Here is a 19933-nt window from a genome sequence, read left to right as displayed (position 1 = left end):
AAATTGTAATATTTTCCATAAAGATGGAATGGGAGGATGAATCTTCATGCTGATTGAATTGTCGCATCGCATTCGCCATGATCTGCCCGTATTTCCCGGCGATGACGCAACGACGCTGAACCATACCAGGCAATATGCGAATGAACACTACAATAACCACCAGCTGTCGATCAACATGCATGCCGGGACGCATATCGACGGTCCGATGCATCTGACGGAATCGCAAGTCTACTTGAGCGAATTCCCGCTGGATACCTTTGTCGGCAATGGCTGCGTCATTAACGCGGAAGGCGATGACGTCATCGACTACAAAGCGGAATATGAGTCGTTAATTCAGGAACGGGACATCGTGATCGTTCATACAGGGCATAGTGACATGTTCGGCCAACCGTCGTATTTCACCTCGTATCCTGCCGTCATGCCCGCTTTCGCTGAGCTGCTCGTCCGCAAAAAGGTCAAGCTGCTCGGCCTGGACACGCCGTCGCCGGACTATGAGCCTTTCGCGATCCATAAGCGATTGCTCGGCAATCGGATTTTGATCGCGGAGAATCTGACCGGCGTCCGCCAACTGCTGCATGTCGGAGCATTCGAAGTGATAGCGCTGCCGCTCCATATTGAAGCGGATTCGTCGATCGCGCGGATCATTGCCCGGGTAATAGACAAGCGATGAAGAAGACGATACCGATCTGGCATATTGCGCTCGTTATTGTCCTGGTGCCGCTTGTCGCTGTAGTCGGGTTTTTGGGGATGATTTTTACTTCATTAGCAGGCGGAGGCAAGTTTTATACACCGCTTGTCTTCGTCATGTCCTTCGGCCTAGTTATTTTACTTCTGCTAAGTCTCGTAAAGCGCATTCCACGCAAGTGGTATCTGACCGGCTTCGCTGCGTTCTTATTCCTTGGTGGCGCTTCAGTTGCGGTACACGAGCTGAGACAAGCCTATCGGGACAGCTTCGAGGTGATGAAAGCGGAAGTCGACCTCTATGCGTACCAGCCATTCGAGCCGGGGACCCAAGCCGCCCTGCTGCAGGAACCTTCAACCTTGACCATCTCGAATCCCTTGCCGCGATTAGATGGCGCGACAGCGCTTTATCCGCTATACGCTGCTTTCGCGCAAGCGGTCTATCCGAGTAAGACGTATCCGCTCGATGAGAGTGAAGTACTGTGCAGCACGACGCCGATGGCGTATCAGCGGCTGCTGAATGGCGAAGCCGATATGATCTTCGCGGGCCCGCCATCCGAGGAACAGCTGTATGAGGCCAACCGAAGAGGAATCGAACTGAAGCTTACGCCGATCGGGCGGGAAGCGTTCGTCTTTTTCGTCCAGGCCGATAATCCGGTGGACAATGTGGCGCTGGAGGACCTAAGAGATATCTATGCCGGGAACATCACCAATTGGCAGGCAGTCGGCGGGAATAGAGCGAAGATCCGTGCCTTTCAGCGGCCTGCGAACAGCGGCAGCCAGACGATGCTCGAGAAGATTATGGAGGGACGTCCATTGATGGCGCCTCCGCAGGAGGACGTCGCGGTCGGGATGGGCGATATCATCGATCAGACGGCGGACTACCGCAACTATCCGAATGCGCTCGGTTACTCGTTCCTCTTCTACGCGACGCAGATGGTGGACAGCGGCGACATCCGGTTGCTGAAGATCGACGGGGTTGCGCCTAGCAGGGAGACGATTGCCAGTGGAGCGTATCCGCTATCGATGGAATGGTACGCGATAACCGCGGAGACGGACAATCCGAATGTCCAGCCGTTCATCGAATGGATGCTGTCCGAGCAAGGACAGCGCATTGTCGAAGCGACTGGTTATACGCCGATTGGTCAGACGAATTAAGCCGTGAGTTGGCGTAAAAATTTTTTGAAACCTAAATCAGTTATTTACGTAGTGCGGTTCCCGAATTATAATTGAGACTGATTATCAATATTAAATAGGGGGCTTTATTGGAATGAAGGTCTGGAATACTGGTGCTGTCCTTTTCGTGGCAGCTTCGATTGCGCTAGCCGGGTGCGGCAATAAGGAGAATAATCAAGCTGAATCGGCAGAAGCAGGTACAACCGCTGCTAATACAGCCAATACGACAACGGAATCTGCCGATGCGCCTGTCGATTTGACCGATGCGATGACCGGCTACAAAACATATGGCATTGAGCAATGCGACCAATTCATTATTGAAACCGAAAAATTCGTTACCGCAGTGAAGAATGGCGATCTGGAGACGGCAAAGGCGCTGTATGCGCCGACGCGCATGTATTACGAACGCATTGAGCCGATCGCGGAATCGCTCGGGGATTTCGACCCGAATATCGACGCTCGCGAGAATGACGTGCCGGACGCCGATTGGCGCGGATTCCATAAGATCGAGCAATCGTTGTGGGTGAACAACACCACCGATGGCATGGCGGAGGTCGCAGACCGGCTGTTTAGCGATGTTCAAGCGTTGCGCGCGCTGATGGAGACGGTCGAAGTCGATTCGACGATGCTGGTTACCGGAGCAGTCGAGCTGCTCAACGAGGTGTCCTCTTCCAAAGTGACCGGCGAAGAGGAGCGGTATTCGCACACCGACCTGTATGATTTCGTTGCGAACGTGGAAGGCGCAAAGAAGATCTATGAGCTGCTTCAACCGGCGTTACAGGCGAAGGATGCGGAGCTGGAAGCTCAGATCGGCGAGAACTTCACGGCGATGGAGACGCTCTTGGCCAAATACAAGTCCGGAGATGGCTATGTTTCGTATACCGATCTAACCGAAGCGGATACGAAAGCGTTAAGTCAGGCGCTGGATGCTTTGGCTGAGCCTTTGTCCCAGATGGGGACGATACTGGAGGCGTAATCGATCATGAGCGAACAAGGGGGAACGCAAGATCCTTCCGATCAGCTTCGTAAGGATGAGAACACCCGGCAGTCGGGCGGCATGTGGCGCAAAGCGATCACCCGCCGGGACGTGCTGAAGCTGGCGGGGATCGGCGGCGCAGGTCTGTTGTTAGGCAGCCTAGGTACCGGGGGGATCCTCCAGGCCGGCAGCGCGCCGGTTAAGCGGGAGGCGCAAGACTTGGCCGGCAGCGGCGTCGTTGATTTTTACGGCGCGCATCAGGCAGGCATTGCTACGCCTCCGCAAGATTTCGTTTGTTTTGCCGCCTTTGATCTGACAGTGGATGCGGTTGCCCAGGTGCGCAAGCTGTTCCAGCAATGGACCGAAGCTGCCGCAGTGATGACGAGTGGAGGCATGATCGGTAGCTCGAACGACAATCCGAATCTCCCGCCTTCGGATACCGGGGAAGCCGCGGAGCTTGTGCCCTCCGGATTAACCATTACCTTCGGAGTCGGCCCGTCCCTCTTCGATGCGCGTTACGGATTATCGGCCAAGAAGCCGGATACCTTTGCGGACTTGCCGGCCTTCAGCGGTGACGAGCTCCGCCCCGAATGGACAGGCGGGGATATCGGCATCCAAGTATGCGCCAACGATTTGCAAGTCGCCTTTCATGCCATCCGCAATCTCGCCCGTATCGCCAGGGGCAAGGCCGTCCTTCGTTGGACGCAAGAAGGATTCCAACGCAGTTCGCATTCCGACAAGGCTGGCGCTACGCCGCGGAATCTGATGGGGTTCAAGGATGGCACCGTCAATCCGAATGTGCATGATCCGAAGACGATGGACGAGGTTGTATGGGCGCAAGCAGACGATGGCGTGCCTTGGATGGCGGGCGGCAGCTATATGGTTGTCCGGCGCGTACGCATCCGGGTTGAAGTGTGGGATCGTTCGACCTTGCAGGACCAGGAGGCTACGTTCGGCAGACATCGTCGCAGCGGCGCGCCTCTTGGCAGCCGTGACGAGTTCGATCAGGTTGATCTTAACGCCAAGGATGAGAATGGCAATCCGCTTATCCCGATGAATGCCCATGTCCGATTAGCCCGCGGAGACAATTCGGTTCATTTGCTGCGAAGATCCTATTCCTATTCCAGCGGGCTCGATCGAACAACGGGTCAATTGGACGCCGGTTTGCTGTTTATCAGTTATCAGCGCGATATCGCCAAACAATTTATTCCGGTGCAGAAACGGCTTGCCAGCGACAAGTTGAACGAATATATCGTGCATAATGGGAGCGCGGTGTTTGCTTGCTTCCCGGGGGTGCGCGAGGGCGGATACATCGGAGATACGCTGCTGTAAGGGAAGGGAGCATCTAGAATGAGATGGCTTGGTCATCATCAGAAGAAGCAGGGACATCGTATTAGCGTCGCAATCATGCTGCCGGTGTTGGCGCTGCTGTGGTCATTGAACGTCGGAGCGGCTTATGGAGCGGAGAAGCCGCAGCAGCTTGACCGAATTTTGCCTGTCATCGGCGGCGCGCTCGTCGATATTGGGCAGCAGAAATACAGTGACGCTGAATCCGCGATGGAGGAAGCCCAGAATCTATGGCTAGAGTCCGGTGGCTCAGACTTGGCCGAGGACGTGACTCTGGCGTTGTCCGATGCCCGTGTTGCGGTGGCTTCGGCTTCCAGCGACCCCGTCGGCGCCAAAGAAGCGCTGGCAGCCGCAGTGAAAGTTGTGAATGCGTACATGAAGGCGCAGGATGGGGAGGCTGAAGCATCAGGTCCGGAGGCAGCCGGCAAGCTTACCCCAATATTGGAGCAGTTAGCTGCCCATGTTCAATCTGCCCAATGGGACGCGGCTAGCGCCGATTACAGCCAACTGGATAAGGCATGGACGAAGATCGAGCAGCCGATCCGTTCAGATAACACGGCTGTCTATGGTACGCTGGAGACGAGCATGAGCATGATTCGTATCGCGCTTCGAGCAGAACCGCCTCGCGCGGAGCAAGCAGCCGAGGAGACGGCGGCGCTGTTGGAGGAAGTCTCCGATTATGCGGCAGGCAAGACGCCGGAAGCAACGTTACAACAACAATCTGCTACGTTGGCGGAAGCCGTGAAGGTATTGGGTCAAGCGGCCGCACAGGCAGAGGGCGGCCGCATAACGGAAGCGAACGACCAGCTGCAAGTCTTTATCCGAATGTGGCCGAGCGTGGAAGGCGAAGTTCAGCTTCGCTCCAGCGATGTCTACCGCAATATCGAGATTCAGATGACGGAGGCTTCAGGCTACCTCATTTCCGAGCCTGCGGAGACGGATAAGGCGCTTGCGGTGATTGGCGAGATGAAACAACAGCTCGAACCTATGCTGGAGGAGACACGCTACACCGCTTTCGACGCCGGGGCGATCCTGCTGAGGGAAGGGTTGGAAGCCATTCTAGTCCTCGCTGCATTGATTGCCTACTTGAATAAGTCCGGCAATGCCGACAAGCGCAAATGGATCTGGAGCGGAGCGGGCTTCGGACTGGTATTGAGCGCCGTCATGGCGATCGTCTTGACTTACGCGGTGTCACAGGCGATATCAGGCTCCGCGAGGGAGAAGATCGAAGGTTTTGCCGGATTGGGAGCCGTTATCTTCATGCTGCTTGTCGGCAACTGGCTGCACAACAAATCGAATATTCGCACTTGGAACGCATTTATCGATAGGCAGATCGGCGGCGCGCTGGCCAGAGGCAGCTTGTGGTCGTTATTTGCGGTAGCGGCGTTATCCGTCTTCCGGGAAGGGGCGGAAACGGCGATTTTCTATGTAGGCATGGCGCCTTCGATCTCGCTGTTCCAGATGGTATTAGGTATAGCGGCTGCCATAGTGCTGCTAGCCCTCGTTGCTCTGTCGATGATCCGGTACAGCGTCAAGCTGCCGCTGCGCCCGTTCTTCCTATTGGCCTCCGCTTTTATCTACATCCTGGTGTTTCGATTCATCGGCGAAAGCATACACTCGCTTCAAGTATCCGGCTTATTGCCTGCGCATAATATCGCAAGCGGCGTATCGTTGGGGGCATTAGGCATCTATCCGACGTTAGAAACCATCATTCCGCAGGCTTCATTGGTCGTTTACCTGCTCATCCGTTACCTCTCGAGGTTATATATTGGCATTCGGAAGGAAACGACCGTCTAACCCGCCTTCCGCATCGGACTAAAAAAGCTTAATTGGCTCTCGGCGTTCATAGCCGTCAGAGCGCAATTAAGCTTTTTTGCCTTACGCCTTCAGATCCAGACTTTGGCCCAGATGGGGCTGTACGCTTTGCTGCATCGTGCGCAGCATATCTTGGCTGTTCTGAATCGCGGTCTCCTTGGCCATCTTCATCACGCTGACGCTGACGGCTTGTCCGAGTTTCATCTGGGACAGACTCATGGATAGCATAGCAACATCCATTCGCGGTGCACCTCCAATTTAAGGATACTCCTTATATCGGCAGGCAGGTCGCTTCAGATGAATAGGAAATCATGAAGCTAAGGCTCCGGAGGCGCTCTTTATAATCTTGTATCGATCTCGAAAGCCTGCCGAATGGCTTCGACATCAAGGGATCCGGCAAGCAGGGAGGCTAGCTTGATACGGGCTTTAGGACCGTTCAGATGATTGCTGAAAATAACGCCGGCTTCCTTCAGCGTATGCCCGCCACCAGCATAACCGTAAGTGTCCTGCACGCTGCCGCTGCCGCAGCGGCTGACGAGCACGACGGGAATCTGCTTGGCGATGGCAAGCTTGATGCCGTCCATCATGGCAGGCGGTACGTTGCCGAGACCGAACGCTTCAATGACCAGTCCGGCAGCGCCGCGGTCGATGAAATATTCGATCATGTCGCTATTCATATCAAGTGCCGTCTTAAGTAAATGCACCGTGCTCATCCGGCTCGGTACCGGGTAACATTCCTGGTTACGCGGCGAATAATGGAAGACGGCTTTCGCTTTCTCCACAAATCCGATCGGGCCGAACTCCGTCGATTTGAACGACGACAGGCTGGATGTATGCGTCTTGGTGACGTATCGGGCCGCGTGCACCTGATCTTGGAACACGACCAGCACGCCTTTGTCGGAAGCTTCGTCGCTTGCTGCCGTTCGGATCGCATTGACGAGGTTCGTCGGGCCGTCGGAGCCGATCTCGTTCGATGACCTCATCGCCCCCGTAACCACGACGGGCTTGCCTGCCGGTAAGTGCAGATCGAGGTAATAGGCCGTTTCCTCAAGCGTATCCGTCCCGTGCGTGATGACGATACCATCGATATCGGGACTGTCGATCGCGGCTTTCACTTTGTGGTACAGCACGTGCAAGTCCTCGAACGTCAGATGCGGACTTGGCTTATTGAACACATCCTCCATGACGATATGAGAGGAATGGTCCAGCCAGCTTGTCATATAATGGCCTTCGATTGGCTCTACGACGCCGGTCTCCGGATTGCTCTGCATGGCGATCGTCCCGCCGGTAGTAAAGATATGAATTCGTTTCATAGGACCTCCCCATGCTGATTCGTGAACGTTCTTGTTCCTATAGACGAAGAACGACGCATTCAGCGCTGCTAACATATAAGCTCGTAATTCGGCCGGCACTTCTTAAGGAAGCTGCTTATCGCCAATGACTACGGTTCCCCTCATTGTATACCAATCATAGAATGCGTGCGACATCCGGAAGGTAATGATCAGTGACAACCAGGTCAAGTACCATGACCAATTGATATACTGGATGAGTTTCGTTTCATGCTCGATGAGCACCTCCGCAGCCGTCATCCAAGATGGGAAGAACAGATACCAGCCAATTTTGTACGGCAACGGTTTATGCTTGGGATAGCGCAGCACGAAGAGGATGCAGATAGCCGGATAGATGAAGTATTCGAATGAGAAGCTCGTCTTTATCGTATTCGGAAATTCGCGGACGGGGTAATGGATCCAGTTCGCCTCGACGGCAAGAACCCCCATCGGCCAAGTCAGCACTTGTTTGAACAGGAAGACCAGGATCACTTCCCTGAACTTGTCCCGCGGGGTAAACAATAGGAGCAGAAGGGCGGTTAAGACGATGCATCCGATGAGTACGATCCGGTTCAGGAGCATGAATGGCTCGATCCTTTCGCTAGCGAGCATGCTGATTATTCATTCCAAAGTATGCCTTCGCGCATGAGGAATTATAATATAACAGCAGATGTAACCCTTGGAACGCCAAGAATCAACCTTCTTGCGGATTCTCTCTCTCCTTGTCGGAGGAGCCCAGAAAAGACATAGCCATGCCGGCGAAGGTCAGGAGGATTCCGGCCGCTTGCGGAAGGCTTGGACGAAATCCGCTAATCAGTATATCCAGTACGATGGCGATCCCCGGATCGAGGAAGGCAAGGGCGGATATCGTTCGGGCAGGCAGGGCGCGGACGCTGCTGAAATAGAAGTAGTACACGATGCCGGTATGGATGACGCCGATGACGGCAACCGTCGCCCAGTTCCCGCCTGTAAGCGAGCCAAAAGCGCCAAAATGAACGAAAGGCGGCAGGATCAGGATCCCAAGAAGCGTCTGCAGCATCGTGACCGCATAGGGACTCATCATGGTTATCCCTTTGCTGAGGAGGGTCATGCAAGCATAGAACACCGCGGCGAGGAACGCCCACAAGACGCCGGACGACATCCACTGCTGCAGCGAAGCTTGGCTGCCGAGACCTGACACGAGTGCGGTGCCCACGACGCAGGATATGATCGAACCGATCGAGATCCATGTGAGCCGCTCCCGGAACAGCGCACTACCGATCAGAAGGACCAGCACCGGTGCCAAATAATAAATGGACACGCCTACCGTAACAGGTGCAAGCTCGAAGGAGCGGAAGAGGAATACCCAGTTGAACACCAAGAAAATTCCGCTGAGCAGCACGATCAGCACCTCGCGCCGCTGCCACCGTTCCTTCTTGTATTGGCCGGACAGAAGCCAGATCGCGCAGAGGAATAATGTCGCGCATACACATCGGACGAATACGAGCTCGAATGAGCTGAGCGCGGTCAGCCCGGCAGCATAGCCGATGGAACCGAATATCGCCATGGCGAGAAGCATGCGAATGAATGGGGATTGCAACGTGTTCATGGTGCGTATGACCTGCCTTCTTAAGATAATCTAGTTGCGGACAAGCTTGACGATACAAATTTTTGCGCAGGCCGTCAATAGAATAACGACGGCACGATGAATTGCAGAAGGTGGATCTGAAGCTTTCCTGCACGGCGTCATTGAGCCGCAATAAAGTATGGATGAAAACGGTATAATCGTGAATGCTATTTACTTTAATCTGCGGCTTGCTTTATAATAAAGACATTGAACTTCATAACGGATTATCGGAGGAGCCTGCCACCAGCGGGCTCCTTCTGTCTTTTTTTGGGTATATTACCTTGAAGAACGATAATTCAGGCAACCGCAGGAGGGAATATGGAACAGCAAGCTTATTGGGCAATAGCCATCTTTCTGGTTATCTACGGACTGATAATTTCGGAGAAAATCCATCGAACCATTGTAGCTATGATCGGCGCAATTTTGATGGTCGCAACGGGAATTGTTAGCCAGGAAGTGGCCTTGCATCATATCGATTTCAATACGCTAGGGCTATTAATCGGGATGATGATCATCGTCAGCATCACTGCGGAGACCGGATTATTCCGCTATATGGCTGTCTGGGCGGCCAAGAAAGTGAAAGGAGAGCCGGTTTGGATCTTAGTGGCCCTGGCATCGATCACGGCGCTAGGCTCGGCATTCCTGGACAATGTCACGACGGTGCTGCTTATGGTACCGGTCACCTTTAGCATTACGAGGCAGCTGCGGGTATCGCCTACTCCTTTCTTGATCACGCAGATCTTCGCTGCGAATGTCGGAGGTACTGCAACGTTAATCGGCGACCCGCCGAACATTATGATCGGCAGTGCGGTGGAGGAACTGACCTTCATGGCATTCATCAACAATTTGACGCCGATCGCGATCATCGTGATGCTCGTCTACCTGCCGATTTTCGTGTTCATGTTCCGCAAACAAATCCATACGACCCCCGAGCTTAAGGCTGGGCTGATGAAACTGGATATCTCGGCGATCATCACCGATCATAAGCTGCTGCGCAAATGTTTGATTATGATGGGGCTGACGATTCTAGGTTTCTTCCTTCACCAGACGGTGCATCTGGAATCGGCTACGGTTGCGCTGGCCGGTGCGTTTGTTCTTCTATTGATGACAGGCGAACATAAGATGGAGGAATCGCTCAGCCGCGTAGAATGGACGACGATTTTCTTCTTCATCGGGCTATTCGTACTTGTGTCCGGGTTAGTTGAGACAGGCGTAATCGCGCAACTCGCGGCGCGCGCGATCGATCTGACCGGCGGCGATCTGGTAGCAACGTCGATGCTGATTCTGTGGCTCAGTGCCATTGCGTCCGCGTTCATCGACAATATCCCGTTCGTGGCGACGATGATTCCGTTAATTCAAGAGATGGGCCAGATGGGCGTAACCGATCTGGAGCCGCTATGGTGGAGCCTTGCGCTTGGCGCATGCCTAGGCGGTAACGGCACGCTGATCGGTGCGAGCGCGAACCTGATCGTTGCCGGCCTTGCGGGCAAGGAAGGACATCCGATTCGTTTCCTTTCGTTCTTGAAAATCGGTTTTCCGCTCATGCTGCTCTCGATCGCGTTATGCAGCATCTATATTTATTTGCGTTACCTGATCTGATTGAGGGGTTAAGGAGGGCAACGGCTATGGTCACATACAGCTACGATCAAGGAAAGCTCGACATTCAGGAGAGCAAGGACGGCGAGGATACGTCGTTTGCGATTCGCGTCATCGGCGATGACCCGCAGATGCTGCAGGGGCTGAAGCAGGTGCAAAGAACCTTTGAAGAAAATCAAGACTTCGACGACGTCTTGTTCTATGCCTACCCGGGCCACGAATACAAAATCATCGTGCAACAGCAGTATTACGATGATTTCGTAACGGAACTGTTTAAGGCACGGTTGCTCGATAGCGTGGCTCGCAAGTAACGATACGATCGTAATACCCAATTCAATATCGGAAGTACCTGGAGGAGTCTGTCACCAAGGGAGAGCTGTGTCAATCGCAGCTGTATCGTTGGTTGAGGGGCTCTTTATTATTTTAGCGCACAAATGCGCATGTTAATTTGAAACAGGAGGGATTTATCCATGTTAATTTTTGATCTTGCCATTATTCTGCTGGCGTCCAAACTTGCGGGGGAAGTCAGCGTGAAACTGCGCCAGCCGGCCGTTCTGGGGAAGCTTCTGATCGGTATCGTGCTCGGTCCTGCCGTGCTTGGCCTTATTCATGAGACGACCGCGCTTGAGGAGCTGAGCCAGATCGGTGTTATTCTGCTCATGTTTATCGCGGGACTGGAGACCGACATCGATGAATTCAAACGAACCGGCAAAGCCTCATCGTACGTAGGTATTGCAGGGATTGCCGTGCCGTTAGCCGCAGGCTACTTCACCGGGCTTGTGCTTGATATGACTACCTTGGAGGCTGTATTCCTCGGTCTCTTATTGTCAGCCACTAGCGTCAGCATCTCGGTTCAGGCGCTTAAGGAGATGGGCCGTCTCAAATCCCGCGAAGGCGCGACGATTCTAGGAGCTGCCGTCATCGATGATGTCCTCGTCATTATTGCGCTTGCCTTCGTTATGAGTCTTGCAGGCGGCGATGTGAATCTTGGCCTCGTCATCGCGAAGAAAATCGCCTTCTTCGTCATCGCGATTCTGGCCAGCTGGAAGATTGTGCCGTGGGTCCTGCGTCTCTTTGCTCCGCTAAAAGTGACGGAGAGCGTCGTCTCCGCAGGCTTGATTATTTGCTTCGTATTCGCCTATATGGCGGAATACACCGGCGTCGCAGCGATTATCGGCGCATACATTGCCGGAGTCGCAATCAGCCTCACGGGCTATAAGCATGAAATTACCGAGAAAACGGAAACGATCAGCTACGCCGTATTCGTTCCGGTCTTCTTTACCTCGATAGGCGTCAAGGTTGAATTTACCGGTATATCAGAGCACTTGTGGCTGATCGTGCTGCTGAGTTTGATTGCCATTGCAACGAAATTGATCGGTTCGGCACTAGGGGCGCGGGCAGCGGGTTTTGGCACCCGCAATGCGCTTGGCATTGGAGCCGCGATGGTATCGCGCGGCGAGGTGGCGCTTATCATTGCCGCAATCGGTCAAGAGGCGGGGTTATTGAACGATTCGATGTTCGCGGTGCTTGTCGTTGTTGTACTGGTCACGACGATTGTGACGCCTCCAATGATGAAGCTGTTCTTCAAGGAAGAAGCGGCGCAGCCGCAAACCTGATTATGCAAGAAAGGCAACGACAGCCAGAGCGGATCATCCGTTCTGGCTGTTTGCTATTGCTATGGGATGATATGACCCATTACCGCATGAATGAGCACGCGATAAGGTGATGGAGCTCCTTCGATCTCGAAGATAACTTCGTACACGAGCGGGGTACCAGGACGATCGGGCAAATAATAACGGGTGACGACAGGCTTGCTTGATAGCTCGCCTTCACCGCGATATGAGGCTTTGGCCAGACGCACGGCTTTTTTGGACGATACGACAGGATAGGTCCGGCGATGAAACAGCTTCTCTTCTAATCCCGGATAGACGGTACCTTCCACGCGGCGGACGACGCCGTCGCGGTCAACCTGGATTTCCAATTGCCCTCCATATACAGGCGTATTGAACAAAAGCTGTTGCAGCTTGACGATCGAGCCGCCGTCAGTGCTGCTTGTTTTTTCTTTGACGAGCATCTCTCGGAGCGGGTGAATCAAGCCATAGTGCGTACGCACCTCGCGGAGGAAGTCATAGGCGATCCATTCGGGCGTGTGCCTCGACGGCTTGCTCAAGACACCTGACAGCAATGCGGGCGTCCCTAAGTCAGAATCGATCTCGATCTTTTGGATGCGGCCGTATGCGCCAAGTTGTTGCTCGAGCTTATGCTTGAGGGCGCTGGCTTGCGGAGAGGCTTCGGCGTGCAGAGGAAAAGCAATGCAAATCGCGATTAAAGCACAGACAGCTGCTGTTTTTGAAGAAGCGATCATTGGCAAATAGCCTCCTAATGGTTCACTTTCCTACTATATAAGAAGTTTCCCCAGGAGACCGAATTATACCTATCATCAGTTGATTTACTCATCTTTAGCTTAGTGGCGGGTCGTTAGGCGGTTACTTGCTTGCAGGGAGATAAGCATTCGTATGCGGCAGCGGATTGAGGTTAGGAACGGCTTAAAGGGCGGGGAGAGAGCTTGTTGGAAGGACGGCGAAGAATGATTTCGGCGGCGCGCAGCCTCAGTTCTTCATTCTCGTGCTGAAGCATTTCCTCCAGAACAAGATACGCCTTGCGTTTCAACGCTTTCTCCGATTTGCCGCGGAACAGCTCCGCAATCCGGCTCGTTACCCGGCTAAGCACTGGATGTTTCGGAATTTGGTCCGATAACATCCAGGTATTGCGGTGCTGCCGTTGCAGCTCCGCTTGTTGATGCTGATGCATTTTCTCGAAATGATAAGGATGCATGCCTGTCATTGTTCTTCCTCCTCGGTGGGGGTAATGTTTTTGGTTTCGGGATTTTCTATGTCTCCCGACGGTTCTTCTTCATTGTTTGCAAAGCGCGGTTCGTCGATTTGGAATCCGATGCCGGCGAAATAAAACCATTTGGCATCCGGAGCATCTTTCGTCTTCGTCAGATCGTCCAGTTCTTTGATGACGGCGCGGAATTTACCGAGCCAATCCAAGAATGCGCCTTCGCTGGCCCGAATCTCTGCTTGCACCGACATGCGGGACCTTTTGTTGACGTCTTGCTCTTTCGTCTGGAATGCCTCCTCAGGTGCGGACAATACCCGATCTTTTGCCCGCCCGAGCACTTCAAGCATCGCATGCCGGTAATAATCTCCAACCTCGACCGTGTAAGGCAGCAGATCATCGGCTGGGCGGAAGCTGTAGGCGACGGCACGATAGAATTTCTGAATAATGCCGTTCTTCGCTTCCGTTCGCACGACCTCGATATAGCCGAACTTCTCCAGCTCGTTTAGATGATAGTGTATCTTAGCGCGGGGGATCTCCAGGTGCTGCGCAATCTGCTGGCCGGTATAAGAGCCTTCGATGAGAAGGGCGAGTATCTTGACGCGGAAAGGATCGCTAAGCGCGCGTAACTGATCATAGTTCGTTATCGTAAATGATTGGTCCATTTCATTTTCACATCCTAACATTTTTACACGGTCAAATTTATTTACTCGTATAATAAAACATGACGGTATAAATTGTCAACCAAATCATGGAAGTTTTTGCAGCCCATTTTGTAACCGGATAAACAGGTACGTGAGTGCCTTGCAGTTAGCGGGAATTGCACGATTGCAAGCCGGTGCGTTAGACTTAGTAGTAGAGGGGGAGTAGAACGATGAAGACCAACAAGAGCAGCCAGATCGGCCCGCCGCGCTTTCGCATAGCCGTTCATATCCTCGTGCAACTCGCGCAAGGAGGTACCTTCCTGTCTAGCGCTTCCATAGCATGCGCGGTCAATTCCCACGCGACCTTTCTCAGACGGATCCTTGCCTCGTTGGCGCAAGCGGGCATCGTGGAGGCCAAGGAAGGGCGAGAGGGCGGTTACGGTCTGAAGCTTCCGGCCGATCAGATTACGCTCGGTGAGGTCTATCTGGCCTTACGCTCAGAGGAGACGGAATGCAAGGAGTCTAATAATGAAGATTGTGCGCAGGCGGAGAAGATCGACCATATCTTGGGGACGATCATTGAACAGGCGGATCAACAGACGATTGCCTATTTACGCAAGTACACGATTCAAGATATGATGTATTCACTAAAATAAAGTAAGTAAAATCTCTTGCCAGCCTCCAGTCTTATCTATTATAATGTGCTTAAAGCAGTTGCAGTTAGTTTGAATGATAGCTAACTGCTTTTTTAGAAACATACTGTGCTTAATTTAGGCACAGTAAATGGAGGAGGCAATGTAATGACCATTCAAACTCAGCAAGCAGCTTCATATCTTGATTTTGTTCAGAGCAGGAGATCGGTACGCGTCTACGATCCGACTGTCCAATTAAGCAAACTGGAAATTGAGGAAATCATTCAGGAGGCCGCGCTAGCACCTTCATCGGCGAATTTGCAGCCATGGCGTTTTCTCATTATTGATCAGCAGGAATTGAAAGAGCAGCTCCATCCGATCGCCAATAATCAGGATCAAGTGCTTTCGGCTTCGGCAGTGATAGCTGTTCTAGGGGATCTGGAATGCTTGGAGCATGTCGAAGAAATTTATACTGCCGCAGTGGAGAAGGGCTTCATGCCGCAGGCGACGAAGGAGAGTTTCGTGGCGCGCCTGAATGCCATGCTGCCGCACATGAGTGAACAGCAGCGTAAGGAGATGGCGCTGTTCGATGGCGGTCTTGTAACGATGCAGTTGATGCTATCCGCTCGCGCAAGAGGTCTTGATACCGTCCCGATGGCCGGCTTCGACAAGACTAAGTTCAAGGAAGCCTTCGCGATCCCGGACCGCTACGTTCCGATGTTGTTGCTCCCGATCGGCAAAGCACTCCAAGAAGGGCATCCGACGACAAGATTGCCCGTTGAACGGATTACGTTCTGGAACCAAGCCTTCCAAGGATAATCGGTCGAAAGGCTCTTCTAGACACAAAACTGCCGGGCTGTTGGTGCCCGGCAGTTTTGTGTCCTTCCTTGTTCGTCGCGACCCATCCTGATCGTCACGTGCTAGCAGCAATTGGCAGCGCGCGTTGAAATCGGACGGCGGCAACGTTATGCTTACGGTAGCGGCTTCCAATCTGGTGGTCTGCTGCACCAATAAACGTAAGGAGGCACTTACATATGAAAATTACGTATCACGGACATTCTTGCATTCATATCGAGACAAGCCGCGGCAAATCACTGGTCATCGATCCGTTCCTGCGGGGCAATCCGCTTGCGGTGGCGAAGCCTGAGGAGATCAAGGCTGACGCGGTACTGCTCACGCACGCGCACGCCGACCATATTCTCGATGCCGAGCCGATTGCCAAGAGCAACGATGCGCCGGTAGTCGCAATCGTCGAGCTTGCTACCTACATGTCGTGGAAGGGCGTTAAGACTGTCGGCATGAACATGGGCGGAACCGTCGACCTCAAATTCGCGCAGGCCAAGATGATCCAGGCTTTCCACAGCTCGGGCATTGTTGACGAAGAGAAGCAGCAAATCATCTATGCAGGCATGCCTGCCGGATATATCGTGCGCGCAGACGGATTCACGATTCTCCATGCCGGCGATACCGCGCTTTACGGCGATATGAAAATAATCGGTGAGCGCAATCAGATCGATGTCGCGTTCGTGCCGATCGGCGACCATTTCACGATGGGACCCGAGGATGCGCTTCAAGCTGCAGAATGGTATGGAGCTAAGCTTGTCATTCCGGTGCATTACAATTCGTTCCCTGTCATTAAACAGGATGCCGAAGCGTTCGTGGCACAATTACAGGAACGCGGCTTGGAAGGTAAGGTGTTGGCACCGGGAGAGTCTATTGAATTGTAATGGCTGCACGCCGTTCAAGCGATGGCAGCCAGGATGCACTAGGCATTCTCCTCCAATCCATCATAAGCGCATAACCTTACTCGTGATGATCCACAATACTTAAACGTGTGGATCATATAGGAAATGAGGAGACAAAGGTGAGCGTATTATATACAGCAACCGTCACCGCAACGGGTGGACGGGCCGGAAAGGTCGTATCTTCGGATAACGTACTGAATCTCGATGTTAAGATGCCCAAAGAATTAGGCGGTGCCGGCGGCGCAGGAACGAATCCGGAGCAGTTGTTCGCGGCAGGTTACGCCTCGTGCTTTGACCAAGCGCTAAACCTCGTCATCCGTACCAAGGGCATAAAAGACGTGACGGGCACCCAGGTGACTGCCCATGTTTCCCTGCTAAGAGACGAGTCGGACAACGGATATCAGCTGGGGGTTCGACTTGAGGTCAAAGTCGATGGCGTAGACGCGGATACCGCGCATCAGCTGGTCGAAGAGGCTCATCAAGTGTGCCCTTATTCCAAAGGTACAAGAGGGAATGTGACTGTCGACCGCATTGTCGTGCAGTAATATTGCCCTCTAACAAGGGATTTCTGCGACGAACCGGACATTGATTCGGTTTCTTGCAGGAATCCCTTTTTTTGTTTTTTTCGGCGTGCAACGCAGTTTACGGTATTTTCTTTTTACGCTATTCTGAATATATTTATGAATTCAGCTTGGAGAGGAGGCCCTATATGGGACGCCTTGTGTTTTTTCTCGGTCCGGCGGGAGCGGGCAAGACCACGGTTGCCAAGTCGCTCGCCCGGAGACGAAGCGCGGTGCTGCTAGATATGGATACGCTGCTTCGGCCAGCCGCGGAGGCGATTATGAAGCTTCAAGGCCTCGACCCGGACGATCGTGATTCGGACGATTACAAGCGTCTATGCCGTGATCTTGGTTATCGCATTACGATGGATGCGGCGCTCGAGAACATCGAGCTTGGCACGGAATGCTTCGTCATTGGACCTTTTACGAAGGAGACCGAGGACCCGAAATGGCTGAAACAGGAGCTTAGGCGGATTGGCCGGACGCTGACGGATATCGAGGTTAAAGTTGTTTTCGTTCATCTGAAAGGCCTTGCGGACTATCGGCAGCGGATCGAACGACGCGGATCCGTTCTCGATCAATGGAAGCTTGATCATTGGGAGACATTCTCGCGATCGCTTGCGCGCAGGCAGCTGCATTGGCCGATCGATGCACGCTCTATGATGGAGTTTGATAATACCGCAGCGCTAACATCAGAGAAGCTAGCGATGCTCGAGCTTTTTTTGGACCAACAGATTATGGAAGAGTGAAGGTGAGCAGGATGGCAAAATACTGCATGAGCTGCGGACACGAGCTTCAGCAGCGCGAAATTGACGGAATCATGAGACTTGCATGCGGCAGCGCAGACTGCTCTTACGTCCATTGGGGGAATTACAGTATCGGAGTAGGGGCACTCGTCCTTAAGGAAGATAAGGTGTTGCTCGTAAGAAGGGCGCAAGAACCTGGCAAAGGTTATTGGACGAATCCTGGAGGGTATATCGAGCAACTGGAGCCGATTCATGAGACAATTGAGCGCGAAGTACTAGAGGAGTCCGGCGTTGAAGCCGTAGCTAGCCGCATTGTCGCGGTGCGAGATCAACCAAGAGGCATACATAATGTTTATCTTGCGTTTGCAATGGATTATATAGCGGGAGAGCCTGTCCCGGATGGCGTGGAGGTTGACGCGGCAGGATTTTTCAGCTTGGAAGAAATGCAGTCGATGAACGTTGCAGGGCTAACGCAGTGGCTCGTAGATATCGCATTAAAGGGAGACAAGAATGCGGGATTGGCTATAGACACGAATCCAGTCGTTCCTTTGCAAGGGTATGGATTATTCCGTGTCATGTAATGGACAAAGCCTATAGAATGAAGAACAGGGTCACTTGCGAGAAGTGGACCCTGTTTGCGTTAGATGGCTTCGCCTTCCGTTTCGAGTCCGCGCATGCCGTCGATAAGCGATAGCTCCGCAATAATTTGCTCGTAACGATTCGTCTTCTTCAGCTTGAGATGAAGGCGGATGATGAGGATTCCTTCGGAGCCCGAGCTGTCTTCCGTTTCCATCATCAACTTGTTGATTTGGATTCCGTTATGGCTCAGGTGGCTGACGACTTGATTGAGGCAAGTGGACCCTTTAGACACGCGAATAATGAGGTGGCGTGTTTTTTTCGTGCGTGAGAAGCGCTTCTCCATCTTATTGAAGAAGAACAGGCTTACCGCGACGAGTAATGTAAGAATTGCCGCGCCAAAGTAAAATCCTGCCCCCACCGTTAATCCGATAGCGGCAACAACCCACAAGGAGGCCGCAGTAGTCAGCCCGGAAATCGTCAGCCCGGTTCGCATAATCGTACCTGCGCCGAGGAAGCCAATCCCGCTGATCACCTGTGCCGCCAGACGTGCAGGATCCATTCGAACATTCGGCTCACTCGCGAACTCCGAGAACCCGTAGATGGACAGAATGACGATAGCCGCTGAGCCTAAACATACGAGGATATGAGTACGGAACCCGGCAAAATGCCCGCCAAGTTCACGTTCAAGTCCAATTAAACCGCCGAGCAGCAGCGCGAGCACCATGCGAAACGTAATCTCCCAATAGCTGATTTGCCACACTTCGGGGTTATAAACCAGGTCCAATTCGGGTCCTCCTTTTTGCCGCAGTTAAATGTTGTGCAAGTATATTAAGGTTGATTCCGCTTTATACGTCTATATAGCGTACCACTGTCTTTACAATTTGTTAATATACCATCACCTGCGATTTCCGGAGTGAAACGGATAGGTTGAAAAAGGGCCGGAGGTCAGCCCTCCAGCCCTTAACTATGGTAACTTCCGCTCGGTGCGTTCAGTACCCACTCCAGCAGTGCAATCATATCCTCGATACGCCCAAGATGCGGATTAGCCTGAGCCTCCTCGGGAGATAGGGAAGACCGCAGGTTTTTATGCTGCAAGTTCAGTTCGTTTAATTTTCGCTTGATCTGGTCTTCGGTTCTCATTTGCAATCGCTCCTTAATATGTTCGGATTGTTTTAGGCGCTTCCATTCGCTTTGAACAAGAAGCCGGAATAAAAGTCCTACAATCGGGGAATCGTACACTAATGTGCAGTGAATCATTTCCACTTGTGTTGGGCGATAGTACAAGTTATTATGTAATTCCTGTCGCGGAAAGTCAAAGCATAACAAGCGTTAAACTGAGGTTGCAAAAAACAATTTCAAAAAACACTTGCAAAGCTAAACGGTAGTATGGTATATTCTAATTCCGGTCGCGAGAGTGACGCGGACAAGCAGTAAAGCGATAAAGAACTGATGAATGCTGATCGAGCAGGAGCTCGCTCAAAGCAATCATCACTTGTTCCTTGAAAACTGAACAATGAGCGATATGTTTTATAGCTAGTTAAGTAATGAGTCACAAGCACTTCTTTCATGGAGAGTTTGATCCTGGCTCAGGACGAACGCTGGCGGCGTGCCTAATACATGCAAGTCGAGCGGATCTTATCCTTCGGGGTAAGGTTAGCGGC

The 19933-nt window shown here is 52.8% G+C and carries 23 protein-coding genes and 1 rRNA gene; 15 read left to right on the top strand and 9 right to left on the bottom strand.

All coding sequences use genetic code 11. From position 1 onward, the window contains the following. Positions 1-46: 46 nt before the first annotated feature. The 5 genes from FHS18_RS29260 (at position 47) to FHS18_RS29240 (ending at position 5977) form a co-directional block, all read left to right on the top strand. Positions 47-670, top strand: a complete 624-nt coding sequence (locus FHS18_RS29260) for a cyclase family protein (protein ID WP_183603947.1) — start codon at positions 47-49, stop codon at positions 668-670. Continuing rightward, positions 667-1839, top strand: a complete 1173-nt coding sequence (locus FHS18_RS29255; protein WP_183603946.1) for a PstS family phosphate ABC transporter substrate-binding protein — start codon at positions 667-669, stop codon at positions 1837-1839. Before FHS18_RS29260 ends, FHS18_RS29255 begins: the two co-directional genes overlap by 4 nt. Before the next feature lie 112 nt (positions 1840-1951). Then, positions 1952-2833 (top strand): iron uptake system protein EfeO, encoded by an 882-nt coding sequence (gene efeO / locus FHS18_RS29250; protein ID WP_183603945.1) that lies wholly within the window; start codon positions 1952-1954, stop codon positions 2831-2833. Between the two features lie 6 nt (positions 2834-2839). After that, positions 2840-4165, top strand: coding sequence for an iron uptake transporter deferrochelatase/peroxidase subunit (gene efeB, locus FHS18_RS29245; protein WP_183603944.1), 1326 nt, complete (start codon positions 2840-2842; stop codon positions 4163-4165). A gap of 18 nt (positions 4166-4183) precedes the next feature. Then, on the top strand, positions 4184-5977 hold the full coding sequence (locus FHS18_RS29240; RefSeq protein ID WP_183603943.1) for an FTR1 family iron permease: 1794 nt from the start codon (positions 4184-4186) through the stop codon (positions 5975-5977). A gap of 81 nt (positions 5978-6058) precedes the next feature. Here the strand turns inward: FHS18_RS29240 and FHS18_RS29235 are convergent, their stop codons facing one another. The 4 genes from FHS18_RS29235 to FHS18_RS29220 all read right to left on the bottom strand — a co-directional run bounded on the left by FHS18_RS29235 (position 6059) and on the right by FHS18_RS29220 (position 8911). Further along, entirely contained in the window at positions 6059-6235 is a 177-nt protein-coding gene (locus tag FHS18_RS29235) for a YjfB family protein (protein ID WP_183603942.1), read from the bottom strand. A gap of 98 nt (positions 6236-6333) precedes the next feature. Next, positions 6334-7308, bottom strand: a complete 975-nt coding sequence (locus tag FHS18_RS29230) for an asparaginase (RefSeq protein WP_183603941.1) — start codon at positions 7306-7308, stop codon at positions 6334-6336. A gap of 102 nt (positions 7309-7410) precedes the next feature. Then, positions 7411-7905, bottom strand: a complete 495-nt coding sequence (locus tag FHS18_RS29225) for a CBO0543 family protein (protein WP_183603940.1) — start codon at positions 7903-7905, stop codon at positions 7411-7413. Positions 7906-8017: 112 nt separating this feature from the next. Then, positions 8018-8911: a DMT family transporter gene (locus FHS18_RS29220; protein ID WP_246427987.1), complete on the bottom strand. Its 894-nt coding sequence runs from the start codon at positions 8909-8911 to the stop codon at positions 8018-8020. Positions 8912-9247: 336 nt separating this feature from the next. On the opposite strand from FHS18_RS29220, the gene FHS18_RS29215 reads away from it, so the two are divergent. The 3 genes from FHS18_RS29215 (at position 9248) to FHS18_RS29205 (ending at position 12141) form a co-directional block, all read left to right on the top strand. After that, positions 9248-10528 carry an ArsB/NhaD family transporter gene (locus FHS18_RS29215; protein ID WP_183603939.1) on the top strand — a complete coding sequence of 427 codons (1281 nt, stop codon included), beginning with the start codon at positions 9248-9250 and terminating at the stop codon, positions 10526-10528. Positions 10529-10554: 26 nt separating this feature from the next. After that, positions 10555-10836, top strand: a complete 282-nt coding sequence (locus FHS18_RS29210) for a hypothetical protein (protein ID WP_183603938.1) — start codon at positions 10555-10557, stop codon at positions 10834-10836. 159 nt (positions 10837-10995) lie between these two features. Next, positions 10996-12141: a cation:proton antiporter gene (locus FHS18_RS29205; RefSeq protein ID WP_183603937.1), complete on the top strand. Its 1146-nt coding sequence runs from the start codon at positions 10996-10998 to the stop codon at positions 12139-12141. Between the two features lie 59 nt (positions 12142-12200). Here the strand turns inward: FHS18_RS29205 and FHS18_RS29200 are convergent, their stop codons facing one another. The 3 genes from FHS18_RS29200 to FHS18_RS29190 all read right to left on the bottom strand — a co-directional run bounded on the left by FHS18_RS29200 (position 12201) and on the right by FHS18_RS29190 (position 14031). Beyond that, positions 12201-12890 carry a hypothetical protein gene (locus tag FHS18_RS29200; RefSeq protein ID WP_183603936.1) on the bottom strand — a complete coding sequence of 230 codons (690 nt, stop codon included), beginning with the start codon at positions 12888-12890 and terminating at the stop codon, positions 12201-12203. Between the two features lie 170 nt (positions 12891-13060). Further along, complete coding sequence (locus FHS18_RS29195) at positions 13061-13369, bottom strand: hypothetical protein (protein ID WP_183603935.1); 309 nt, start codon at positions 13367-13369, stop codon at positions 13061-13063. Further along, on the bottom strand, positions 13366-14031 hold the full coding sequence (locus FHS18_RS29190; RefSeq protein ID WP_183603934.1) for an ArsR/SmtB family transcription factor: 666 nt from the start codon (positions 14029-14031) through the stop codon (positions 13366-13368). Before FHS18_RS29190 ends, FHS18_RS29195 begins: the two co-directional genes overlap by 4 nt. 209 nt (positions 14032-14240) lie before the next feature. Between FHS18_RS29190 and FHS18_RS29185 the strand changes: the two genes are divergently transcribed. The 6 genes from FHS18_RS29185 (at position 14241) to FHS18_RS29160 (ending at position 18274) form a co-directional block, all read left to right on the top strand. Further along, positions 14241-14666: an Rrf2 family transcriptional regulator gene (locus FHS18_RS29185; protein ID WP_183603933.1), complete on the top strand. Its 426-nt coding sequence runs from the start codon at positions 14241-14243 to the stop codon at positions 14664-14666. A 144-nt stretch (positions 14667-14810) separates the two neighbouring features. Further along, positions 14811-15461, top strand: a complete 651-nt coding sequence (locus FHS18_RS29180; RefSeq protein WP_183603932.1) for a nitroreductase family protein — start codon at positions 14811-14813, stop codon at positions 15459-15461. A 215-nt stretch (positions 15462-15676) separates the two neighbouring features. Further along, a complete protein-coding gene (locus FHS18_RS29175) occupies positions 15677-16369 on the top strand; it encodes a metal-dependent hydrolase (RefSeq protein ID WP_183603931.1) in 693 nt (230 codons plus the stop codon). 137 nt (positions 16370-16506) lie between these two features. Next, positions 16507-16932, top strand: coding sequence for an Ohr family peroxiredoxin (locus FHS18_RS29170; protein WP_183603930.1), 426 nt, complete (start codon positions 16507-16509; stop codon positions 16930-16932). A 164-nt stretch (positions 16933-17096) separates the two neighbouring features. Continuing rightward, positions 17097-17696: a P-loop nucleotide/nucleoside kinase family protein gene (locus tag FHS18_RS29165; protein WP_183603929.1), complete on the top strand. Its 600-nt coding sequence runs from the start codon at positions 17097-17099 to the stop codon at positions 17694-17696. A gap of 11 nt (positions 17697-17707) precedes the next feature. Further along, positions 17708-18274, top strand: coding sequence for an NUDIX domain-containing protein (locus tag FHS18_RS29160; protein ID WP_246427991.1), 567 nt, complete (start codon positions 17708-17710; stop codon positions 18272-18274). Between the two features lie 59 nt (positions 18275-18333). Here FHS18_RS29160 and FHS18_RS29155 read toward each other — a convergent pair whose 3' ends face one another. Continuing rightward, a complete protein-coding gene (locus FHS18_RS29155) occupies positions 18334-18996 on the bottom strand; it encodes an MgtC/SapB family protein (RefSeq protein WP_409348587.1) in 663 nt (220 codons plus the stop codon). Between the two features lie 236 nt (positions 18997-19232). Next, on the bottom strand, positions 19233-19412 hold the full coding sequence (locus FHS18_RS29150; RefSeq protein WP_183603927.1) for a hypothetical protein: 180 nt from the start codon (positions 19410-19412) through the stop codon (positions 19233-19235). Between the two features lie 423 nt (positions 19413-19835). Here FHS18_RS29150 and FHS18_RS29145 point away from each other — a divergent pair. After that, positions 19836-19933 (top strand): 16S ribosomal RNA (locus FHS18_RS29145); the annotation flags it as partial.

The sequence above is a fragment of the Paenibacillus phyllosphaerae genome (assembly GCF_014192105.1).
GTDB classification, from domain to species: Bacteria; Bacillota; Bacilli; order Paenibacillales; family Paenibacillaceae; genus Paenibacillus_Z; species Paenibacillus_Z phyllosphaerae.
This window is presented reverse-complemented; position numbering and strand designations above follow the sequence as displayed.

Bases quoted from the DNA above. Each gene is read 5' to 3' on its own strand.
- FHS18_RS29185 (WP_183603933.1), top strand. From the start codon at position 14,241: ATGAAGACCAACAAGAGCAGCCAGATCGGCCCGCCGCGCTTTCGCATA.
- FHS18_RS29205 (WP_183603937.1), top strand. From the start codon at position 10,996: ATGTTAATTTTTGATCTTGCCATTATTCTGCTGGCGTCCAAACTTGCG.
- FHS18_RS29210 (WP_183603938.1), top strand. From the start codon at position 10,555: ATGGTCACATACAGCTACGATCAAGGAAAGCTCGACATTCAGGAGAGC.
- FHS18_RS29240 (WP_183603943.1), top strand. From the start codon at position 4,184: ATGAGATGGCTTGGTCATCATCAGAAGAAGCAGGGACATCGTATTAGC.
- FHS18_RS29195 (WP_183603935.1), bottom strand. From the start codon at position 13,369: ATGACAGGCATGCATCCTTATCATTTCGAGAAAATGCATCAGCATCAA.
- FHS18_RS29160 (WP_246427991.1), top strand. From the start codon at position 17,708: ATGGCAAAATACTGCATGAGCTGCGGACACGAGCTTCAGCAGCGCGAA.
- FHS18_RS29225 (WP_183603940.1), bottom strand. From the start codon at position 7,905: ATGCTCCTGAACCGGATCGTACTCATCGGATGCATCGTCTTAACCGCC.
- efeO (WP_183603945.1), top strand. From the start codon at position 1,952: ATGAAGGTCTGGAATACTGGTGCTGTCCTTTTCGTGGCAGCTTCGATT.
- FHS18_RS29230 (WP_183603941.1), bottom strand. From the start codon at position 7,308: ATGAAACGAATTCATATCTTTACTACCGGCGGGACGATCGCCATGCAG.
- FHS18_RS29260 (WP_183603947.1), top strand. From the start codon at position 47: ATGCTGATTGAATTGTCGCATCGCATTCGCCATGATCTGCCCGTATTT.
- FHS18_RS29200 (WP_183603936.1), bottom strand. From the start codon at position 12,890: ATGATCGCTTCTTCAAAAACAGCAGCTGTCTGTGCTTTAATCGCGATT.
- FHS18_RS29215 (WP_183603939.1), top strand. From the start codon at position 9,248: ATGGAACAGCAAGCTTATTGGGCAATAGCCATCTTTCTGGTTATCTAC.
- efeB (WP_183603944.1), top strand. From the start codon at position 2,840: ATGAGCGAACAAGGGGGAACGCAAGATCCTTCCGATCAGCTTCGTAAG.
- FHS18_RS29220 (WP_246427987.1), bottom strand. From the start codon at position 8,911: ATGAACACGTTGCAATCCCCATTCATTCGCATGCTTCTCGCCATGGCG.
- FHS18_RS29155 (WP_409348587.1), bottom strand. From the start codon at position 18,996: ATGGTGCTCGCGCTGCTGCTCGGCGGTTTAATTGGACTTGAACGTGAA.
- FHS18_RS29150 (WP_183603927.1), bottom strand. From the start codon at position 19,412: ATGAGAACCGAAGACCAGATCAAGCGAAAATTAAACGAACTGAACTTG.
- FHS18_RS29190 (WP_183603934.1), bottom strand. From the start codon at position 14,031: ATGGACCAATCATTTACGATAACGAACTATGATCAGTTACGCGCGCTT.
- FHS18_RS29175 (WP_183603931.1), top strand. From the start codon at position 15,677: ATGAAAATTACGTATCACGGACATTCTTGCATTCATATCGAGACAAGC.
- FHS18_RS29180 (WP_183603932.1), top strand. From the start codon at position 14,811: ATGACCATTCAAACTCAGCAAGCAGCTTCATATCTTGATTTTGTTCAG.
- FHS18_RS29165 (WP_183603929.1), top strand. From the start codon at position 17,097: ATGGGACGCCTTGTGTTTTTTCTCGGTCCGGCGGGAGCGGGCAAGACC.
- FHS18_RS29235 (WP_183603942.1), bottom strand. From the start codon at position 6,235: ATGGATGTTGCTATGCTATCCATGAGTCTGTCCCAGATGAAACTCGGA.
- FHS18_RS29255 (WP_183603946.1), top strand. From the start codon at position 667: ATGAAGAAGACGATACCGATCTGGCATATTGCGCTCGTTATTGTCCTG.